This window comes from Caulobacter endophyticus, assembly GCF_029543245.1.
Taxonomy (GTDB): domain Bacteria; phylum Pseudomonadota; class Alphaproteobacteria; order Caulobacterales; family Caulobacteraceae; genus Caulobacter; species Caulobacter endophyticus_A.
On record NZ_JARQWV010000001.1, the window covers coordinates 328,415 to 345,613 of the forward strand.

Below are 17,199 nucleotides of genomic sequence, written 5' to 3' on the forward strand. Positions count from 1 at the left end.
GGAAATCCGCCCTCAAGTTGCAGTCGCACGCATTACGCGGGGAAGAGGGAAACCAAATGTCGCTGATGTTTCAGCCGCTGAAGAAGTACGCGGACTTCAAGGGCCGGGCGCGCCGCTCGGAATTCTGGCTGTTCACGCTGTTCATCGTCATCGTCTACGTCGTCTATTTCGCCGCCCTCGCCGTAACGGGCGGCTTCGGCAACCAGGAACCGAGCGGAGCAGCCATTGGCGTGATCGCCATCTTTTCCCTCTTCTTCCTGGGCATCTTCATTCCTGGTCTCGCCGTCACCTTCCGTCGCCTGCACGACATCAATCGTTCGGCCTGGTGGATTCTCATCAGCTTGATCCCGCTCGGCGGCATCGTGCTGCTGGTGTTCTACTGCCTGCCGGGCGCGGAAGGTCCCAACCAGTTCGGTCCGGACCCCAAGCGCACCTCGGCCGACACCGCCGAGGCCTTCGCCTGAAGGCAAGGCTTCAGGCATGGCAAAGCGCGCCGCCCTCGAAGGAGAGCGGCGCGCTTTTTCGTTGGACGCCGTCCTAGAACTTGCGGGCGTAGCCCACCGATACGACGTTGGCGTCGTCAGCGTCGTTGTCGCGGAACTGCTGGCGCGTGTAGTCGACGCGCACACCGTTCTTGTCGTCGAACTTGTACTGGGCGCCGACGCCATAGTTGACGCTGTCGGCGTCGAACTTGTTCTCGACGCCGGCCAGCTTCTGCTTGAACTGGGTGTTGCCGTAGCCGACGCGGCCGATCAGGTCGATGTTCGGGCTCACCGGCAGGAAACCGACGCCATAGACGGCGGCCGAGTGGGTCTGCTCGATGCTGGAGCGGACTCCGGCGCGGTCGATGTTGTCGTCCTTCACGCCGCCGGACAGTTCGCCCTCGACGCCGAAGTGCGGGGTTAGCTTCGCGCCCAGGCGGCCTTGAACAGCGCCAGTGTCGGCGCCTTCCGCGCGCGAGCTGTTGTAACCGAGGTTGCCGTAGATTTCCGGCGAGCTCGATTGAGCATGAGCCAGAACCGGAACAGCAGCGACCGACATGGCGGCCACGGCCGCAGACATGAGAACCTTCATTATTTTTACTCCTGGTACTGGGATTTCTTGTGCTCCCTCAGCCTCCTCTGGGTAAGGGGGCAACGAGGCCCGGATTTGACCGCACCCTGACCTGTTTGGGGCCATTGCGTGACGTTTCCGACATTTGAACCGGAGATTATGGCCGCCGGTCGAAAGTTCCGCTGCGGCAGGTCGAATAGCCGCGGGCGATGCGGTGAAGACACGCCTTCCAAGGAGGTGACGGCGGCGCGGGGCGTGCTATTGATCGCGTCCAAACAGTGATCAGATCGGCGCGCCCATGTCGCGCGCCGGCCCATCGGGACCGCCGCCTTGCATCAAGCCGTCATCGCCGCCACGGGGCTCTACACCCCGCCGTTCAGCATCTCGAACGTAGAACTGGTCGACGCCTTCAACGCCTATGTCGAACGCTTCAACGCCGCCAACGCCGAGGCCATCGCCGCCGGCGAAGCGACCGCGCTCGCCCCCTCCTCGCCGGAGTTCATCGAAAAGGCCTCGGGCATCAAGGCCCGCTACGTGATGAACAAGGACGGGATCATCGACCCCGAGGTCATGCGCCCGAACCTGCCCGAGCGCCCCAACGACCAGATCTCGATCCTGGCCGAGATGGCGGTCAAGGCGGCGCAGCAGGCCATCGCCGCCTGGGGCAAGCCGGTTTCGGAGATCGGCGCGGTGATCTGCGCGGCCTCGAACATGCAGCGCGCCTATCCGGCCATGGCCATCGAAGTGCAGCAGGCCCTGGGCATCGAGGGCTTCGCCTTCGACATGAACGTGGCCTGCTCTTCGGCCACCTTCGGCATCAAGACCGCCGCCGACTTCATCGCCACCGGCAGCGCCAAGGCCGTGCTGATGGTCAATCCGGAGATCTGCTCGGGCCACCTGAACTTCAAGGACCGCGACAGCCACTTCATCTTCGGCGACGTGGCCACGGCCGTGATCCTGGAAGAGGCCTCGCAGGCCACGGGCGGCTGGGAAATCCTGGGCACGCGCCTGAAGACCCAGTTCTCCAACAACATCCGCAACAACTTCGGCTTCCTCAACAACGCCGCCCCGGAAGGCGTCGGCGCACGGGACAAGCTCTTCGTGCAGGAAGGCCGCAAGGTGTTCCGCGAGGTGGTGCCGATGGTCAGCGAGATGATCGTCGAGCACGCCGGCGACATCGGCCTGGACGCCACGGCGCTGAAGCGCCTCTGGCTGCATCAGGCCAACATCAACATGAACGACCTGATCGCCCGCAAGGTGCTGGGTCGCGATCCCGAGCCCGGCGAGAACGTCATCATCCTCGACGAGTACGCCAACACCAGCTCGGCCGGCTCGATCATCGCCTTCCACAGCGCCAACGACGACTTCGTCGCCGGCGACACGGGCCTGATCTGCAGCTTCGGCGCCGGCTATTCGGCCGGCACGGTGTTCGTCAGGAAGCGCTGAGCGGCGCCGCGCGCGGGAACCTGAGCTCGCGCGCGAACGAGGCCAGGATCAACGGCCAGCCGTGGTCGGAGGCCATCCCCTGGCGGATGGCTTCCGCGCCCTCGCCATGCCGGTCGAGGTCGCGGTGCTCGACCGTTACGCGGGTGCCCTCGCCCGCCGGCTCGAACCGGAATTCGACCTCGCTCTGGCGCTCCAGCGGCTCGACACCCCGATCCGGCGCCACGTTGAAGCCGACCACCAGGCGATGCCCCGGATCGTAGGCGCGGACATCGCCCCAGGGGCTTTCCCCGCCGTCGCGATCGACCTCGAACCAACTGCCGCCCGCCACCGGCTCGACATGCACCGTGGCGAAGCGCGCGCCGCCGCGGCTGTAGGCCATCGGCCACCAGCGACCCATGTCCCCAACGAAGCGGGCGAAAGCCTCGGCCGGCAGGGCTTCCACGGTGATCTCGCTGACGATCGGTTCAGCCATGTGCGTCCTCCTGGCGGAGAGAACGCACATGGCCGCGAAGCGATCAGCGCCCCGCCGTCTTCGGATGAGCCGCCTTCCACTCCATGGCCCGCTGGATGCGGCGACCGACGGCCGGGTGATCGTAGAAGATGATCTCCTCCAGTCGTCCGGGCGTTGCGGCGCGATACTCGATGGTCTTGACCAGCGCCTTGGAGAGGCCGTCCGGCTCGTCGAAGTGGACAAGGCTGTAGCGATCGGCGTCGGCCTCGGTGATGCGGATCAGGCTGTTGGTGACCGGCGCCCCAAGCAGGGCGACGACCGCCAGAATGGCGCTGAGCACAGGCAGGCCGGCCGGGTCGGCGAGGCCTCGCACCTCGTCCGCGCCCAGCAGCCGCGCCGCCGGCGCGAACAGGCGGTCGACCAGGAAGAAGGCCAGGACGGCCAGGGCGGCGATGATCGCGGCGATCAACGGCGCATGCAGGCGCGAATAGTGGCCCATCTCGTGGCCGACGACGCCACGCACCTCCGCGATGTCCGCGCCCTTCTTGAACATCGTGTCGCTCATCGCCACGCGGGCCGAGCCGAACAGGCCCGAGACGTTCGCCGTGTAGGCGTTCGACTGCCTGGAGCCGTCGTAGACGAAGATCTTGTCCGAAGGCACGCCGACCTGCCCGGCCATGGCCACCACCTCGTCACGGACCGGACCGGCGGGCGCGGGCGTGTACTTGTTGAAGATCGGCTCGATGTAGAGCGGCCCCAGCAGCATCGAGGCGGCGATGAAGGCCGCGGTCAGGCCGCCGCTCCACAGCCACCAGGTGCGCGGCGCCTTGCGGATCAAGGCGTAGAGGGCGGTGAAGAACAGGCCGCCGATCACGGCGCTGATGGCCAGCGAGATCGCGCCCTCCCCCAGCCAGCCGAGGAAGGCCTGGCTGGTCAGCCCGTACTGCTTCTGCCGCCACCATTGACTGTAGGCTGCCCAGGGCAGGGACAGCAGGCTGTCAGCCAGCAGATAGACCGCACCGACCAGGAAACTGGCCAGGATCGGCCGGTTGCGGCGCCCCTCGACCTTGCGGCGCAGCCTGCTCAGCAGGCCGCTGCGGATGATCAGGTATGCGACCAGCAGCGCCACCAATGTCCCCCATAGCAGCAGCCAGTGGCCGCCCTGGGTGTAGGCCGTGGCCCTGGCGTGGGCCTCGGGCGGCAACTGGGCCAGATAGGCCGCCGTCGCCGCCGCCGGATCGAAGGTCTGCGCCATACGTCTCCCCCGAGAAGCAAACTGCCGCCAGAAAGCCAGAGCCGCACGTCCGCGTCAGGTTAAATCGACGTCAGGTCGCGTGCGCCGCTTCCCTCGCGCGCCTTGCCCCTGGCGGCGGCGACGCAGCGGTATAGAACTGGACCGATGACCTTTGCTTCGAGGCCCGCCATGCGATTCCCTGCCCGCCGTGACATCCTGCTGGGCCTGGGAGCTGGCGGCGCGCTGACCCTGGCCGGCTGCGGCGGCAAGGAAGCCGCTGGCGGCCAGTCCGGCGCCGCGCGGGTCGAGGCGACCAAGGCCCTGCGCATCGGCCTGGAAGGCACCTACCCGCCGTTCAACTTCCAGGGCGCCGACGGTCAGCTGACCGGCTTCGACGTCGAGTTCGGCAAGGCGCTGGCCGACCAGATGAAGGTCAAGCCGCAGTTCGTCGCCGCACCGTTCGCCGGCCTGCTGGGCGCACTGGAATCGGGCCGCACCGACGTCGTCATCAACCAGATCACCATCACGCCCGAGCGGGCGGCGAAGTACGACTTCTCCAAGCCCTACACGGTCTCGGGCATCCTGATCATCGTGCCTAAGGGCAAGACCGGCATCGCCGGCCCCGCCGATCTGGCCGGCAAGAAGGTCGGCGTGGGCCTTGGCACCCACTACGAGCAGTGGCTGCGCCAGAACCAGCCCAAGGCCGAGGTCCGCACCTACGACGATGATCCCACCAAGTACCAGGATCTGCGGGCCGGCCGGATCGACGCGGTGCTGAACGACCGCCTCGTGGCCGCCGATTTCCTCAAGACCGCGCCAGACCTGATCGCTGCTGGCCCGCCCTTCGCCCCACAGAGCCAGGGCGTGGTGATGAAGCGCGATCCAGCCCTGAAGGTGCTGGTCGACGAGGCCATCGACGCCCTGCGCGCCGACGGCCGGCTGGCCGCCATTTCGCAGAAGTGGTTCGGCCTGGACGTGACGCGCTAGGCCATGAACGCGGCCGAGCTCATCGCCCAGTCGGCGCCGCTGCTGCTGAAAGGGGCGGTCTATACCGTCCTGCTCAGTGTGATCGGCATGAGTCTTGGCCTGCTTCTGGGCTTTGGCCTCGCCTTGATGCGCCTGTCGCGCTCGCCGCTCCTGCGCTGGCCGGCGGCGGTCTATGTCTCGGCGTTCCGGGGTACGCCGCTGCTGGTGCAGTTGTTCCTGATCTATTACGGCCTCCCCCAGTTCGGCGTCGAGCTGCCGCCGCTGCTGGCGGCCGGCATCGGCTTTTCGCTGAACGTCGCCGCCTACGCCGGCGAGATCCTGCGCAGCGCCATCGCCGCCGTCGACAAGGGCCAGTGGGAGGCGGCCGCCGTGCTGGGCCTCACCCGCGGCCAGGCCATGCGCCGCATCATCCTGCCCCAGGCCGCGCGCACCGCCGTCGCGCCGCTGTCCAACAGCTTCATCAGCCTGGTGAAGGACACATCGCTGGCCGCGACCATCCAGGTGCCCGAGCTGTTCCGCCAGGCCCAGCTGATCACCGCCCGCACGTACGAGATCTTCGCGATGTATCTCAGCGCCGCGGCCATCTACTGGATCGTCTCCAGCCTGCTGGCCCTCGGCCAGGGCTGGCTGGAACGCCGTGCGGAGGCCCGCCGATGAGCGCGATCGAGGCCAAGGGCCTGTCCAAGCGCTTCGGCGACACGGCCGTGCTGAACGGCGTCGACCTGACCGTCGCCCCCGGCGAGGTGGTCGCCGTCATCGGCCCCAGCGGCTCGGGCAAGAGCACCCTGCTCCGCTGCCTGGCGGGCCTGGAGGCGCTGAACGCCGGAAGTCTGTCGATCGCCGGCGTCTCCGCGGGCGGCAAGGTCCCGCTGGCCCGCGCCCTCAAGGGACGGGTCGGGTTCGTGTTCCAGAACTTCAACCTCTTCCCGCACAAGACCGCGCTGGAGAACGTCGCCGAGGCGCCGATCGTCGTGCGCGGCGATCCGCCCGCCAAGGCCCGTGAACGGGCCCTGGAGCTGCTGACCAAGGTGGGTCTGGCCCACCGCGCTGACGCCTATCCCGGCGCCCTCTCCGGCGGCCAGCAGCAGCGCTGCGCTATCGCCCGGGCCCTGGCGATGGATCCCGAAGTCATTCTGTTCGATGAGCCGACCTCGGCGCTGGATCCCGAGTTGGTCGGCGAGGTGCTGGCGGTCATTCGCGACCTGGCGACCGAGAAGCGGACCATGATCATCGTGACCCACCAGATGGACTTCGCTCGCGAGGTCGCCGACCGGACGATCTTCATGGACGAGGGCAGGATACTGGAGGAAGGCCCGTCGGCGACGCTGTTCTCCGAACCGCGAGAAGAACGAACTCGAAGGTTTCTCAGCAAATTGCGAAGCTTGCAGCCATAATTTAGCCTCTGGCGCCCCGCACCCCTCCCGGGCTACGCCGCGTGTGTCTAGAGGCGAGGATTCGTGAAACCCTATATCGACCTGAAAGGCGCCTCGGGCGCCGTCTATCGCTACAAGCTGGCCGAGGATCGCGACCCGCGCACCACGATCGCCGGCAACTACCTCTATGTGAACGCCGAAGGCGTCGTGGTGTTCGCCGGCGAGGCCAACAATCTGCATGACTCCACGCGTGGGTTCGCCGAGGCGGCCGAGAAGCATGCGGCCGAGCATCTCTACATCCGCCTGAACGTCTCGGGCGCCGCTCGCGCCGACGAGCTGGCCGACCTGCTGGCCGAACTGTCGCCGGCCGGCAACGCCGAGACGACTGAAGACTGACCGCGTCAGGCCTCGGCGAAGAACTCGCCGAGCCTTGCGACCACGTCGGGCGCGGGCGACAGGATCGCCTGAAGATGGTCGCCCGGCGTCGAGACGAACGGCAGGCCATGGGCCGCCGCGAAGGCCAGGGACGGCGCGTGATAGGGATCCGCCGTCCCGTCCCACAACAGCACCGGAACACCCGCGCTCAGCACCGCCTGCGTCGCGCCGTCCAGCATGTTCAGCGCCTCGAAGCAGGCCTGCATGGCGGGCAGGATTTCGGGCGTCACCCATTGCACCAGCGCCTGCGCGACCTGCTGGCTGAAGCCCCAGAAGATATCGAAGCGGATCGGTCCCGCCGGCCCCTTGGGCACGCCGCCCACCAGGTCCCAGCCGCCGATGACCAGCGAGGCCAGGCGCTCGGGATGATGCTTGGCGACCCCCACCGCCATCCAGCCGCCCATCGAATAGCCGACCAGATGCGCCTTCTCCGCACCGAGCGCGTCGAGCACGGCCACGATATCGCCCGCCCGCTGGTCCTGAGCGTAGAGGGCCGGGTCCGACGGCTTGTCGCTGAGGCCATGACCCAGGGAGTCGATACAGACCACCGTGAACCGGTCGTTCAGGGCGGTGACGAACCCATTGGCGCGCCAGCTGGCCGCGTCCATGAACAGGCCGTGCTGCAGCACCACCAGAGGCCCCTCGCCCTCCACCGTATAGTGGATCTTCTGGCCGCGATGGACAGCGAAGGGCATGGGCGAGTCTCCGGTAAGCGGGGCCGCTAGTCAGTCCGGTCCACAAATTCGCGCAAGGCGAACGGGACGAGAACACCTTGCCTTGGCTATCCTCTCGCCGATGCGTCCCGAGTCGCTCTTTCCCCTGTTCGCCGCGATCTCGACCCTCAAGGGGGTCGGGCCCCGCGTCGCGCCCCTGGTCGAGAAGCTGGCCGGGCCGATCGTGCGCGACGTGCTGTTCACGCCGCCGCAAAGCCTGATCCGGCGCACCGCCACCACGGCCGCCCAGGCCCAGGACGGCCAGGTCCAGACATTCGTCGTCACCATCGACGCCCAGCTGCCGCCGCAGCGCTCGGGCCAGCCCTGGCGGATCCGGGGCTGGGACGAGACGGGCTTCGTCACCCTGGTCTGGTTCAAGGGCCACGGACCGCACCTGGAGCGCCAGCATCCAGTCGGCGTGCGCCGCGCCGTGAGCGGCAAGGTCGAGCGGTTCGGTTCCGAGATCCAGGTCGCCCATCCCGACTACATGCTCGAGGCCGAGCGGATCGACGAGATCCCGGCGATCGAGCCGGTCTATCCCGCCACCGCTGGCCTGCCCTCGCGCACCTTCCGCAAGTTCGCCCAGGAGGCCCTCTCGCGGGCCCAGGAGCTGCCGGAGTGGCAGGACGCCGCCTGGATGGCCCGTGAGGCCCTGCTGCCCTGGCGCGAGGCCTTCGAACGGCTGCACGGCCCCGAGGGCGAGATCGACCTCTCCCCGATGTCGGCGGCCCGCCGCCGCCTAGCCTATGACGAGTTGCTGGCCCACCAGCTGGCCCTGGCCCAACGCAAGGCCGGCAAACGCGCCCAGCCGGGGCCCCGCATCGTCTCTGGGCCCTTGGCCGAGGCGGCCGAAAAGGCCCTGCCCTTCCGCCTGACCGGCGCCCAGGTGCGGGCGCTGTCGGAGGTGCGCGGCGACCTGGCCCACGGCGAGCGGATGAGCCGGCTGCTGCAAGGCGACGTCGGCTCGGGCAAGACCGTGGTGGCCATGCTGGCCATGGCCGACGCGGCCGGCGCCGGTTTCCAGTCGGCCCTGATGGCCCCGACCGAGATCCTGGCCCGCCAGCACTACGAGACCCTCGCCCCGCCGCTGGAGGCGCAGGGCCTGGCCGTCGTGCTGCTGACCGGTCGCGACAAAGGCGCCGCCCGCGCCGCCAAGCTGAAGATGCTGGCCGACGGCTCGGCGGCCGTGGCGGTGGGCACCCATGCCCTCTTCCAGGACGACGTCGCCTTCCAGAACCTGGCCCTGACCATCATCGACGAGCAGCACCGGTTCGGCGTCAACGAGCGCCGACGGCTGCAGGAGAAGGGCCCTAAAGACGCAGATTGGGGGGTGCACCTGCTGGCCATGTCGGCCACGCCTATCCCACGCACCCTGGAACTGACCGTGTTCGGCGACCTGGACGTCTCGCGCATCGACGAGAAGCCGCCCGGCCGCACGCCGGTGGCCACCCGCGCCGCGCCGACGCCGCGCGTGCCCGAGATCGTTGATCGCCTGCGCTCGGCCATCGAGGGCGGGGCCCAGGCCTTCTGGATCTGCCCGCTGGTCTCGGAGTCCGAGAAGGTCGACCTGCGCGCCGCCGAGGACCGCGCCGCCGACCTGCGAAAGGTGCTGGGGCCGCGCGTCGGCCTGGTGCACGGCCAGATGCCGGCGGCCGAGAAGGACGCGGTGATGCAGGCCTTCGTCGACGGCGAGGTGGGCGTGCTGGTCGCCACCACCGTGGTCGAGGTGGGCGTCAACGTGCCCAACGCCAGCATCATGGTGATCGAGCACGCCGACCGGTTCGGCCTGGCGCAACTTCATCAGCTTCGCGGACGCGTGGGCCGCGGGATGCGCGAAAGCTCCTGCGTGCTGCTGTACGATCCGCCGCTGTCCGAAGTGGCCCAGCAGCGGCTCGACATCCTGCGGCGCAGCGACGATGGCTTCGAGATCGCCGAGAAGGACCTGGAACTGCGCGGTGGCGGCGATCCGCTGGGCCTCAAGCAGAGCGGCTTCCCGGCCTACCGCCTGGCCGACCCGGTGGCCCACCGCGACCTGATCGCCGTGGCCGCCGACGACGCCCGCCTGATCCTGGCCCGGGATCCTGCCCTGACCTCGCCGCGCGGCGAGGCGGTGCGGACGTTGCAGGCGCTGTTCGACTGGAAACCGGCGTCGGGCCTGAACGACGCGGGGTGAGCACCTGCCCAAGATGCTCCCCCTGAAGGGGGAGCTGTCGCGGAGCGACTGAGGGGGGAAGGGATTGCTGGCTTCGGGGCCGCACTGACCTTCTCGGACACATCCCCCTCCGGCCCTTCGGGCCACCTCCCCCTTCAGGGGGAGGGCCTGGAGCTCTCAAACGAAAAAACGGCGGGCCCTTGGGACCCGCCGTTCTCATTTCAGCTTGCGTCGCCGGCGGTTAGGCCGAAGCGGCGCCGCCCTTCTTTTCCGCGTAGATCAGCAGCGGCTGGGCCCGGCCTTCGACGACCTCGGCGTTGACCACCACTTCCTCGACGCCCTCGTAGTTGGGCAGTTCGAACATGGTCTCCAGCAGGATGCCTTCCATGATCGAGCGCAGGCCGCGGGCGCCGGTCTTACGGGCGATGGCCTTCTTGGCGACCTGGTGCAGGGCGTCCTCGGTGAAGGTCAGGCCGATGTTCTCCATCTCGAACAGGCGCTGGTACTGCTTGACGAAGGCGTTCTTCGGCTCGGTCAGGATCTTCACCAGGGCGGCCTCGTCGAGGTCTTCCAGGGTGGCGATCACCGGCAGACGGCCGATGAATTCCGGGATCAGGCCGAAGCGCTGCAGGTCGTCGGGCTCGACGCCGCGCAGGATCTCGCCGGTGCGACGGTCTTCCGGATCGGCGACCTTGGCGCCGAAGCCGATCGACTTGGCCGCGCCGCGAGCCGAGATGATGCGCTCGAGGCCCGCGAAGGCGCCGCCGCAGATGAACAGGATGTTCGTCGTGTCGACTTGCAGGAATTCCTGCTGCGGATGCTTGCGCCCGCCCTGCGGCGGCACGGAGGCGACAGTGCCTTCCATGATCTTCAGCAGGGCCTGCTGCACGCCTTCGCCCGACACGTCGCGGGTGATCGACGGGTTGTCGGACTTGCGGCTGATCTTGTCGATTTCGTCGATGTAGACGATGCCGCGCTGGGCGCGCTCGACGTTGTAGTCGGCGGCTTGCAGCAGCTTGAGCACGATGTTCTCGACGTCTTCACCCACATAACCGGCTTCGGTCAGGGTGGTGGCGTCGGCCATCGTGAACGGCACGTCGATGATTCGAGCCAGCGTCTGGGCCAGCAGGGTCTTACCCGTACCGGTCGGACCGACCAGAAGGATGTTCGACTTGGCCAGTTCCACGTCGTTGTTCTTCGAGGCGTGGTTCAGGCGCTTGTAGTGGTTGTGCACCGCGACCGCGAGCACCTTCTTGGCGTGACCTTGGCCGATCACGTAGTCGTCCAGGACTTCGCAGATCTCGCGCGGCGTCGGAACGCCGTCCTTGGACTTCACGAAGGCGATCTTGTGCTCTTCACGGATGATATCCATGCAAAGCTCGACGCATTCATCACAGATGAACACGGTGGGTCCGGCGATGAGCTTGCGCACTTCATGTTGGCTCTTTCCGCAGAAAGAACAGTACAGGGTGCTCTTGGCGTCGCCGCTGGCGGCTTTCGTCATGGTCGCTTCTCACGCTAGGGCGGATACGGCGAAAGCCGCTACCGCCGACTCCCAACGCGTATCCCGCCACCGAAGCAACAGGATACCCAGGGGGAGTTGTCTAATCCTTGACATTCCCCGATCCGAACGCGCCGCACAAGCCTTGGAGCCCTTTTCAGGCGCCAAGTTCGTGGATGTTTCGGTTCTGACCATGGGATTCCATCCCTAGATGGGACGACTGTAGGCCAAAGCAAGCGATCCGTGGGCTGCGGAACATCGCCGCAGCCTCTAATCTTTCTGTAAGCGGCCGGAATCGTGCTGCAAGCGGCGCCGCAAGAAGGAGTTCGCCCGACGGGCGGAGACGAGATGGCCGAGATCCACGAGGCGTCGGAAGACGCTCACGCCCCGACGCACACCGAAGCCAGCCCGCCGCTGGTGGCCTTCGACTTCGACGGCACCCTGACCGTGCGCGACAGCTTCACCGCCTTTCTGAAATGGCGGGTCAGCGGCGGCCGCTGGACGATGGGGATGATCCGCCTGGCGCCTGCCGCCCTCTCCTACCTGTTCCACCGCGATCGCGGCCGCATCAAGGCCGCGGCGATCCGCGAATTCCTGAAGGGCGTGCCGCAGGAGCGGCTCGAGGCCCAGGCCCGCACCTTCGCCGAGACCCACGCTCAGAGCCTGTTCCGTCCGGACGCCCTGGCTGTCTGGCGGCGCTGGCGGGCCCAGGGCGCCAGGATGGTCATCGTCACCGCCTCGCCCGACGTGGTGGTCGCGCCGTTCGCCCGCGGGATCGGCGCCGACCTGCTGATCGGCACCAAGCTGGCCTACGACCTGAACGGCAAGGTGATCGGCGGGCTTTCCGGCCCCAACTGCCGGGGCCCGGAAAAGGTGGTGCGCCTGCGCGAGACCTTCGGCGAGCGCGTGAAGCTGGCCGCCGCCTATGGCGACACCTCGGGCGACACCGAGATGCTGGCCATCGCCCAGGAGCGCGGCTACCGGATCTTCAAGGGCAAGCCCGTCTAGTGAGCCCCTTCCCCCTGGAGGGGGAGGATCTCAGCGCCTACTCCACGCTCACCCCGGCCGACGCCAGGCCCGACGCCTGGGTGCTGACCGACAGGCTGCCGATCGCCGAATAGGCCTGGTCGAAGACTGCCCGCTGGTCGTCGTCGAGCGCCTTGTAGAGCCTAGCCATGGCCTTCACGCGCCGCTGCTCGACGGCTAGCTGCTCGCGCTGAAGAGCGAGGCCCGCACGGGCCTGGGCCAGGGGCGTCTCGTCCTGCGGCGCGGCCACGGCCAGCACCACGCCCGCCGGCCGGGCGCTGGAAGCCAGGATGAAGTCGCGCCAGCGGTCCTGCTGGCCCGGCGTCAGGGCCAGGTTCTGGCGCAGCGTGGCAAGGCCCGCCGTCACGCCGTCCTGAAGCAGCCGGTCGGAGACGATCTGCTGCACCTGCTCGGGGCTGACGCCCACCCGCAAGGTCGCGATCCCGTGGCGCGGCGCCAGGTCGGAGAAGCCCTGGGCGTTGGCGGCCGCGCCGGCCAGGCTCAGGAAGGCCGCGAGGGCCGAAAGCAGCGAAAGGCGGCGGCGGGCGGTCATGGCCGGGCTCCGGGGCTCGAGGATCGTCATGGGATCCTTGTCGCCGCCCTGCCCGGCCGATCTGGGGCCGGTTTGTTTCGCCTTTCCCAGCCCGCTGGCCAAACTCGGCCATAAACGCCCCGCTGTTTTGCCGGCGGGCCGCGAACGCTACAGGAAGCGCTGGAACAGATTGGCCTGCTTGAGCTGCACCTTGCTGGCCGAGGCCTTGCAGATGTAGCTGCCGCCCGGGGTCTTGCCGAACTTCTTCCAGCCGGCCTTGTGATAGATGCGCTTGTTCTGGGCCCAGACCACCTCGTCGCCCTTGCACCCGGCCTGGGCGCCTTGGACCGTCGAGAATTCGGTGATCAGCGCGTCGCCCGTCCCGGCGCCGTTAGGACACCACATGGTGCACTGCGCCTGCGCTGAGCCTGCGGCCAGCAACAGGGCCGCCGCCAGAACGACGGCAGATTCCTTGGCTCGATTTCGCACGATTGCCCCTCCCAAGAGAGCACCACCCTAGGTCGAGATCAGTCGCCACGCAACGCGCACGAAAAAGGCCGCCGATCGTATGACCGGCGGCCCCATCATCTCGAAGACCGACGCTTACGCGCTGGCTTCGGCCGTTTCGCGGTTCTCGTTGATCTGGTCGATCAGGCCCCAGGCCTTGGCTTCCTCGGCGCTCATGAAGTTGTCGCGATCCAGGTCGCGCTCGACTTCGTCATAGGTGCGGCCGCAATGCTTCACGTAGATCTCGTTCAGGCGACGCTTGGTCTTCGAGATGTCCTCGGCGTGGCGCATGATGTCCGAGGCCTGGCCGCGGAAGCCGCCCGACGGCTGGTGCACCATGATGCGGGCGTTCGGCAGAGCGATGCGCTGGCCGGGCGCGCCGGCGCACAGCAGCAGGCTGCCCATCGAGGCGGCCATGCCCATGCAAACGGTGGTCACCGGGCTCTTGATGTATTGCATGGTGTCGTAGATCGCGAGGCCCGACGTCACCACGCCGCCCGGCGAGTTGATGTACATGGCGATTTCCTTCTTGGGGTTCTCCGACTCCAGGAAGAGCAGCTGCGCGCAGATCAGCGAGGCCATGCCGTCCTCGACCGGACCGGTCAGGAAGATGATCCGCTCCTTCAGAAGGCGCGAAAAGATGTCGAAGGCGCGCTCGCCGCGGCTGGTCTGCTCGACCACCATCGGAACCAGGTTCATCGCCGTCTCGACCGGATCGTACATCATGTGGGGTTCACCCTTCTCGAAATGTCTTTGCGGGCGCGAATCAGCGTCGCGCCAGCGCACCTGACGCATATCGCGTGGCGCTTAACAGGTTGCAAGGTGTGGGCGGGCCCGCGAGGCGACAAGGTGTGTTGTCGCGCACAGATTGCATAACACGGTTATATCAACCTCCATTTGTCCGCACGCAGCCGCCATGAGGGACGACCGTGGGACGGGGAGCAACGACAATGACCGACACGCTGGAAGCCCTTCAGATCGTCGAAGGCGCCGCCGCCGAGTTCACCTGCAACATCGTCCTGACCGCCGGCCCCTACGCCAGCATCGACGTCGACCCGAGCGGCCGCCCGTTCGTGGCGCTGTCGGCCGGCCCGCTGCCGCAACCGATCTGGAACGTGCAGATCCTCAGCTGGGACGGCCCGATGGCCAAGGCCTACATCAGCAACCGGTCCGGCAAGGCGTTCTGGAACACCGACGGCGGCCGCGGCCAGCCCAGCCCCGTCTACGTCCAGCCGGGCCAGCCCTCGACGGTCATCCTGACGCTGCAGCCCAACCGCACGACGTTCCTGCTCCAGGCCGCCTACCAGCCGGGCGGAAACATCGTCCCGGCCGAGGGTCCGGGCTTCGCCTATCTGTCGACGGGCGCGGCCGCACCGGTGGAGATCGTGTTCCAGCCGTGACACCCGGTCAGGCCGAAATGAAAAAGGGCGCGGACCTTTCGGTCCGCGCCCCATTTCGTTCAGCCTGATAGGCCGACGGCTCAGCCGCCGTAGCCTTCCGGCAGGTCGTCTTCTTCCAGGAGCTCTTCCTTGGAGACGGCCTTCTCTTCGATCTTGGCCTTGTCGAAGATCAGGTCGACGACCTTGTCTTCGTAGATCGGGGCGCGCAGCGAGGCCTGCAGGTCGGCGCGCTGGCGGTACATGTCGAACACCTGCTGAGCCTGGGCGCCATACTGGCGGGCTTCGCGGACGATCGCTTCGTTCAGTTCCTGGTCGGTGACGACGACGTCGTTCTTGCGGCCGATCTCGGCGAGCACCAGACCCAGGCGCACGCGGCGCTCGGCGATCTTCTTGTACTCGTCCTGCAGCTGCTCTTCGGTCTTCTCGGCGTCTTCCGGCGGCAGGCCGCCTTGCGACTTGTCGGCCTGGACCTGTTGCCAGATGCCGGCGAACTCGGCCTCGACCATGCGCGGCGGCAGGGCGAAGTCGTGCTTGCTGTCCAGCACGTCCAGCAGGGCGCGCTTGAGCTTGAAGCGCGAGCTGTTGGTGTAGCGGCCTTCCAGGTTGGACTTCATCAGGTCCTTCAGGGCGGCCAGGTCGGCCAGACCCAGGCGCTTGGCCAGCTCGTCGTCAGCTTCGGCGTCGACCGGAGCGCGGACTTCCTTCACGGTGGTGGCGAACTCGGCGTCCTTACCAGCCAGCTCGGCGGCCTGGTAGTCTTCCGGGAACTTCACCTTCACGGTGACGACGTCTTCCGGCTTGGCGCCGACCAGCTGGTCTTCGAAGCCCGGGATGAACTGGCCCGAACCGAGCACCAGCTCGGCGTCGTTGGCGGTGCCGCCGGCGAAGGCGACGCCGTCGATGGTGCCGACGAAGTCGATCAGCAGCTGGTCGCCGTCCTTGGCCTTCAGGCTCTTGCCCTTGCGCGGCTCATAGGTGCGGGCCTGCTTGGCCAGCTCGGCCAGGGCTTCTTCGACTTCCGAATCCTCGATCTTGTAGACCGGCTTCACCAGCTCGATGGTCGACGGATCGATCGGCTCGAATTCCGGCATGATCTCGACGGCCAGTTCGAAGGCCAGGTCCTCGCCACCGGCGATGACCTTGTCCATGTCGGACGTCGGCTTCAGGTCGGGCTGGCCGGCGGGGCGCAGCTTGTTGTCGTCCAGGATCTTCTGGGTGGTCTCGTTGAGCGCCTGCTCGATGACTTCCCCCATCAGGCCCTTGCCGTACAGGCGACGCACGTGCGCGGCCGGCACCTTGCCCGGGCGGAAGCCCTTGACGTTCATCTGGGGGGCGACTTCGGCGATACGAGCCTCGAGACGCGTGGCCAGCTCACTCGCGGGCACCGTAACGCCGTAAACCCGGCTGAGGCCTTCGCCCGACTTTTCAACGATCTGCATCGACATTCTTAGCTTCTCGGATCCGGGCGCCCGCGCCCGTCGTCCGCCCCAGGGGTCAAAAAATCATAGCCGCCCACGTCACCGGGGCGGCGAAAGAGCGCCCTTATGTCACGACACTTCGCGTCGATCAAAGGGTATGGCGTCGCCGCGCGCAAAACGCTGCGCGCGGCGACATGGTGCGGATGAGAGGACTCGAACCTCCACGCCTCTCGGCGCTGGAACCTAAATCCAGTGCGTCTACCAGTTCCGCCACATCCGCGTGGGGGCGAGCCTTAACTGTCGTCGCGAAGGATTTGAAGTGTCCGCGAAGAATTTTCGTGAACTCGCGGAACTGCATTCGGGTCGCGTCGTTTTCTCCGTGTCCCGTCGAGCGCATAGCCACGAGACATTAACCGGCCCGGGCCTTGCCCCCCCGACTGACGCCCGGGCCGGTTTTCCCTCTCCCCTCGGATCAGTTTCGGCGCGCAACCTGGCGGCGCTTGAATTTTCGTGGATTCGCACGCAACCATTTCCCATCAGCGACGGTTAACTGCGCCATGGCGTAGGAGAACAGCGTATGCGGACGATCGAGGTCAACCAGACCGAGGCCGGTTGGGAAGTCACCTGCGACCATCAGGTGGTGTTCACCGATTCCCTCGAGCAGAGGTCCTTCCAGGCCGCGCTCGACTACGGCAGCCGTCTGTTCGACGAAGGCGTGCGCGCCGAGATCGTCCTGCACCGCCTGGAAGCCTGAACCGCCCGTCTCCGTCTATCTCTCTCCGAACTGCGAGCGCGACGTCGCGTCCCCTTGCGATCGGCAAGCGGCGCAGCTAAAGCCCGTCCTGCATCAAGAGTTGGGCTCGCCCAACGCCAACCTGCTTCCCGAGCAAGGTGGCGCCCCGTCGGGGGGATGCGGCCGCGACGGCAACGAAACGGGTGATCCCTGAACGCCGTCACGTGTCCTGGTTTCT

Annotated in this window: 19 protein-coding genes, 1 tRNA gene and 1 riboswitch; of the genes, 10 read left to right on the top strand and 10 right to left on the bottom strand. The window is 67.4% G+C overall.

The window, feature by feature from the left end; genetic code table 11:
* Positions 1–56 precede the first annotated feature (56 nt).
* Positions 57–464, top strand: coding sequence for a DUF805 domain-containing protein (locus P7A99_RS01360; protein WP_277792159.1), 408 nt, complete (start codon positions 57–59; stop codon positions 462–464).
* A 73-nt stretch (positions 465–537) separates the two neighbouring features.
* Here P7A99_RS01360 and P7A99_RS01365 read toward each other — a convergent pair whose 3' ends face one another.
* Entirely contained in the window at positions 538–1,074 is a 537-nt protein-coding gene (locus tag P7A99_RS01365; protein WP_277792160.1) for a porin family protein, read from the bottom strand.
* Between the two features lie 309 nt (positions 1,075–1,383).
* Here P7A99_RS01365 and P7A99_RS01370 point away from each other — a divergent pair, with 309 nt between their 5' ends.
* Positions 1,384–2,499 carry a beta-ketoacyl-ACP synthase III gene (locus P7A99_RS01370; protein ID WP_277792161.1) on the top strand — a complete coding sequence of 372 codons (1,116 nt, stop codon included), beginning with the start codon at positions 1,384–1,386 and terminating at the stop codon, positions 2,497–2,499.
* On the opposite strand, the gene P7A99_RS01375 is transcribed toward P7A99_RS01370, so the two are convergent.
* Together P7A99_RS01375 and P7A99_RS01380 are read right to left on the bottom strand one after the other, a co-directional pair.
* The gene (locus tag P7A99_RS01375; protein WP_277792162.1) at positions 2,486–2,971 is read right to left on the bottom strand and encodes an SRPBCC family protein; all 486 of its coding nucleotides are present in this window, start codon (positions 2,969–2,971) and stop codon (positions 2,486–2,488) included. The genes P7A99_RS01370 and P7A99_RS01375 overlap by 14 nt on opposite strands.
* A gap of 43 nt (positions 2,972–3,014) precedes the next feature.
* On the bottom strand, positions 3,015–4,205 hold the full coding sequence (locus P7A99_RS01380) for a M48 family metalloprotease (protein ID WP_277792163.1): 1,191 nt from the start codon (positions 4,203–4,205) through the stop codon (positions 3,015–3,017).
* A gap of 168 nt (positions 4,206–4,373) precedes the next feature.
* Here P7A99_RS01380 and tcyJ point away from each other — a divergent pair, with 168 nt between their 5' ends.
* The 4 genes from tcyJ (at position 4,374) to P7A99_RS01400 (ending at position 6,940) form a co-directional block, all read left to right on the top strand.
* Positions 4,374–5,171 (top strand): cystine ABC transporter substrate-binding protein, encoded by a 798-nt coding sequence (tcyJ, locus tag P7A99_RS01385; RefSeq protein ID WP_277792164.1) that lies wholly within the window; start codon positions 4,374–4,376, stop codon positions 5,169–5,171.
* Between the two features lie 3 nt (positions 5,172–5,174).
* The gene (tcyL, locus tag P7A99_RS01390; protein ID WP_277792165.1) at positions 5,175–5,828 is read left to right on the top strand and encodes a cystine ABC transporter permease; all 654 of its coding nucleotides are present in this window, start codon (positions 5,175–5,177) and stop codon (positions 5,826–5,828) included.
* Positions 5,825–6,565, top strand: coding sequence for an amino acid ABC transporter ATP-binding protein (locus P7A99_RS01395; protein WP_277792166.1), 741 nt, complete (start codon positions 5,825–5,827; stop codon positions 6,563–6,565). Before tcyL ends, P7A99_RS01395 begins: the two co-directional genes overlap by 4 nt.
* Before the next feature lie 63 nt (positions 6,566–6,628).
* The gene (locus tag P7A99_RS01400; RefSeq protein WP_277792167.1) at positions 6,629–6,940 is read left to right on the top strand and encodes a hypothetical protein; all 312 of its coding nucleotides are present in this window, start codon (positions 6,629–6,631) and stop codon (positions 6,938–6,940) included.
* Between the two features lie 5 nt (positions 6,941–6,945).
* Here the strand turns inward: P7A99_RS01400 and P7A99_RS01405 are convergent, their stop codons facing one another.
* The gene (locus P7A99_RS01405; protein WP_277792168.1) at positions 6,946–7,674 is read right to left on the bottom strand and encodes an alpha/beta fold hydrolase; all 729 of its coding nucleotides are present in this window, start codon (positions 7,672–7,674) and stop codon (positions 6,946–6,948) included.
* Between the two features lie 100 nt (positions 7,675–7,774).
* On the opposite strand from P7A99_RS01405, the gene recG reads away from it, so the two are divergent.
* Positions 7,775–9,865 (top strand): ATP-dependent DNA helicase RecG, encoded by a 2,091-nt coding sequence (recG, locus tag P7A99_RS01410; protein ID WP_277792283.1) that lies wholly within the window; start codon positions 7,775–7,777, stop codon positions 9,863–9,865.
* Positions 9,866–10,085: 220 nt separating this feature from the next.
* Here recG and clpX read toward each other — a convergent pair whose 3' ends face one another.
* A complete protein-coding gene (gene clpX, locus P7A99_RS01415; RefSeq protein WP_165255910.1) occupies positions 10,086–11,348 on the bottom strand; it encodes an ATP-dependent Clp protease ATP-binding subunit ClpX in 1,263 nt (420 codons plus the stop codon).
* A gap of 345 nt (positions 11,349–11,693) precedes the next feature.
* Between clpX and P7A99_RS01420 the strand changes: the two genes are divergently transcribed.
* On the top strand, positions 11,694–12,353 hold the full coding sequence (locus P7A99_RS01420; protein ID WP_277792169.1) for an HAD-IB family hydrolase: 660 nt from the start codon (positions 11,694–11,696) through the stop codon (positions 12,351–12,353).
* Positions 12,354–12,390: 37 nt separating this feature from the next.
* Here P7A99_RS01420 and P7A99_RS01425 read toward each other — a convergent pair whose 3' ends face one another.
* The 3 genes from P7A99_RS01425 to P7A99_RS01435 all read right to left on the bottom strand — a co-directional run bounded on the left by P7A99_RS01425 (position 12,391) and on the right by P7A99_RS01435 (position 14,136).
* Positions 12,391–12,924, bottom strand: coding sequence for a Spy/CpxP family protein refolding chaperone (locus P7A99_RS01425; protein WP_277792170.1), 534 nt, complete (start codon positions 12,922–12,924; stop codon positions 12,391–12,393).
* 147 nt (positions 12,925–13,071) lie between these two features.
* Positions 13,072–13,392, bottom strand: a complete 321-nt coding sequence (locus tag P7A99_RS01430) for a hypothetical protein (RefSeq protein WP_277792171.1) — start codon at positions 13,390–13,392, stop codon at positions 13,072–13,074.
* Between the two features lie 114 nt (positions 13,393–13,506).
* Positions 13,507–14,136 (bottom strand): ATP-dependent Clp protease proteolytic subunit, encoded by a 630-nt coding sequence (locus P7A99_RS01435; protein ID WP_277792172.1) that lies wholly within the window; start codon positions 14,134–14,136, stop codon positions 13,507–13,509.
* Between the two features lie 224 nt (positions 14,137–14,360).
* Between P7A99_RS01435 and P7A99_RS01440 the strand changes: the two genes are divergently transcribed.
* Entirely contained in the window at positions 14,361–14,810 is a 450-nt protein-coding gene (locus P7A99_RS01440; protein WP_277792173.1) for a hypothetical protein, read from the top strand.
* Between the two features lie 80 nt (positions 14,811–14,890).
* Here P7A99_RS01440 and tig read toward each other — a convergent pair whose 3' ends face one another.
* The gene (gene tig, locus P7A99_RS01445; RefSeq protein WP_277792284.1) at positions 14,891–16,249 is read right to left on the bottom strand and encodes a trigger factor; all 1,359 of its coding nucleotides are present in this window, start codon (positions 16,247–16,249) and stop codon (positions 14,891–14,893) included.
* Between the two features lie 174 nt (positions 16,250–16,423).
* Positions 16,424–16,508 (bottom strand) — tRNA-Leu (locus P7A99_RS01450).
* Between the two features lie 297 nt (positions 16,509–16,805).
* Between P7A99_RS01450 and P7A99_RS01455 the strand changes: the two genes are divergently transcribed.
* Positions 16,806–16,982 carry a hypothetical protein gene (locus P7A99_RS01455; RefSeq protein ID WP_165255923.1) on the top strand — a complete coding sequence of 59 codons (177 nt, stop codon included), beginning with the start codon at positions 16,806–16,808 and terminating at the stop codon, positions 16,980–16,982.
* Positions 16,983–17,067: 85 nt separating this feature from the next.
* Positions 17,068–17,170, top strand: a riboswitch (SAM-I-IV-variant riboswitch).
* Positions 17,171–17,199: the final 29 nt, after the last annotated feature.

Bases quoted from the DNA above. Each gene is read 5' to 3' on its own strand.
- P7A99_RS01360 (WP_277792159.1), top strand. From the start codon at position 57: ATGTCGCTGATGTTTCAGCCGCTGAAGAAGTACGCGGACTTCAAGGGC.
- P7A99_RS01365 (WP_277792160.1), bottom strand. From the start codon at position 1,074: ATGAAGGTTCTCATGTCTGCGGCCGTGGCCGCCATGTCGGTCGCTGCT.
- P7A99_RS01375 (WP_277792162.1), bottom strand. From the start codon at position 2,971: ATGGCTGAACCGATCGTCAGCGAGATCACCGTGGAAGCCCTGCCGGCC.
- P7A99_RS01380 (WP_277792163.1), bottom strand. From the start codon at position 4,205: ATGGCGCAGACCTTCGATCCGGCGGCGGCGACGGCGGCCTATCTGGCC.
- tcyJ (WP_277792164.1), top strand. From the start codon at position 4,374: ATGCGATTCCCTGCCCGCCGTGACATCCTGCTGGGCCTGGGAGCTGGC.
- tcyL (WP_277792165.1), top strand. From the start codon at position 5,175: ATGAACGCGGCCGAGCTCATCGCCCAGTCGGCGCCGCTGCTGCTGAAA.
- P7A99_RS01395 (WP_277792166.1), top strand. From the start codon at position 5,825: ATGAGCGCGATCGAGGCCAAGGGCCTGTCCAAGCGCTTCGGCGACACG.
- P7A99_RS01405 (WP_277792168.1), bottom strand. From the start codon at position 7,674: ATGCCCTTCGCTGTCCATCGCGGCCAGAAGATCCACTATACGGTGGAG.
- recG (WP_277792283.1), top strand. From the start codon at position 7,775: ATGCGTCCCGAGTCGCTCTTTCCCCTGTTCGCCGCGATCTCGACCCTC.
- clpX (WP_165255910.1), bottom strand. From the start codon at position 11,348: ATGACGAAAGCCGCCAGCGGCGACGCCAAGAGCACCCTGTACTGTTCT.
- P7A99_RS01420 (WP_277792169.1), top strand. From the start codon at position 11,694: ATGGCCGAGATCCACGAGGCGTCGGAAGACGCTCACGCCCCGACGCAC.
- P7A99_RS01425 (WP_277792170.1), bottom strand. From the start codon at position 12,924: ATGACCGCCCGCCGCCGCCTTTCGCTGCTTTCGGCCCTCGCGGCCTTC.
- P7A99_RS01435 (WP_277792172.1), bottom strand. From the start codon at position 14,136: ATGATGTACGATCCGGTCGAGACGGCGATGAACCTGGTTCCGATGGTG.
- P7A99_RS01440 (WP_277792173.1), top strand. From the start codon at position 14,361: ATGACCGACACGCTGGAAGCCCTTCAGATCGTCGAAGGCGCCGCCGCC.
- tig (WP_277792284.1), bottom strand. From the start codon at position 16,249: ATGCAGATCGTTGAAAAGTCGGGCGAAGGCCTCAGCCGGGTTTACGGC.
- P7A99_RS01455 (WP_165255923.1), top strand. From the start codon at position 16,806: ATGCGGACGATCGAGGTCAACCAGACCGAGGCCGGTTGGGAAGTCACC.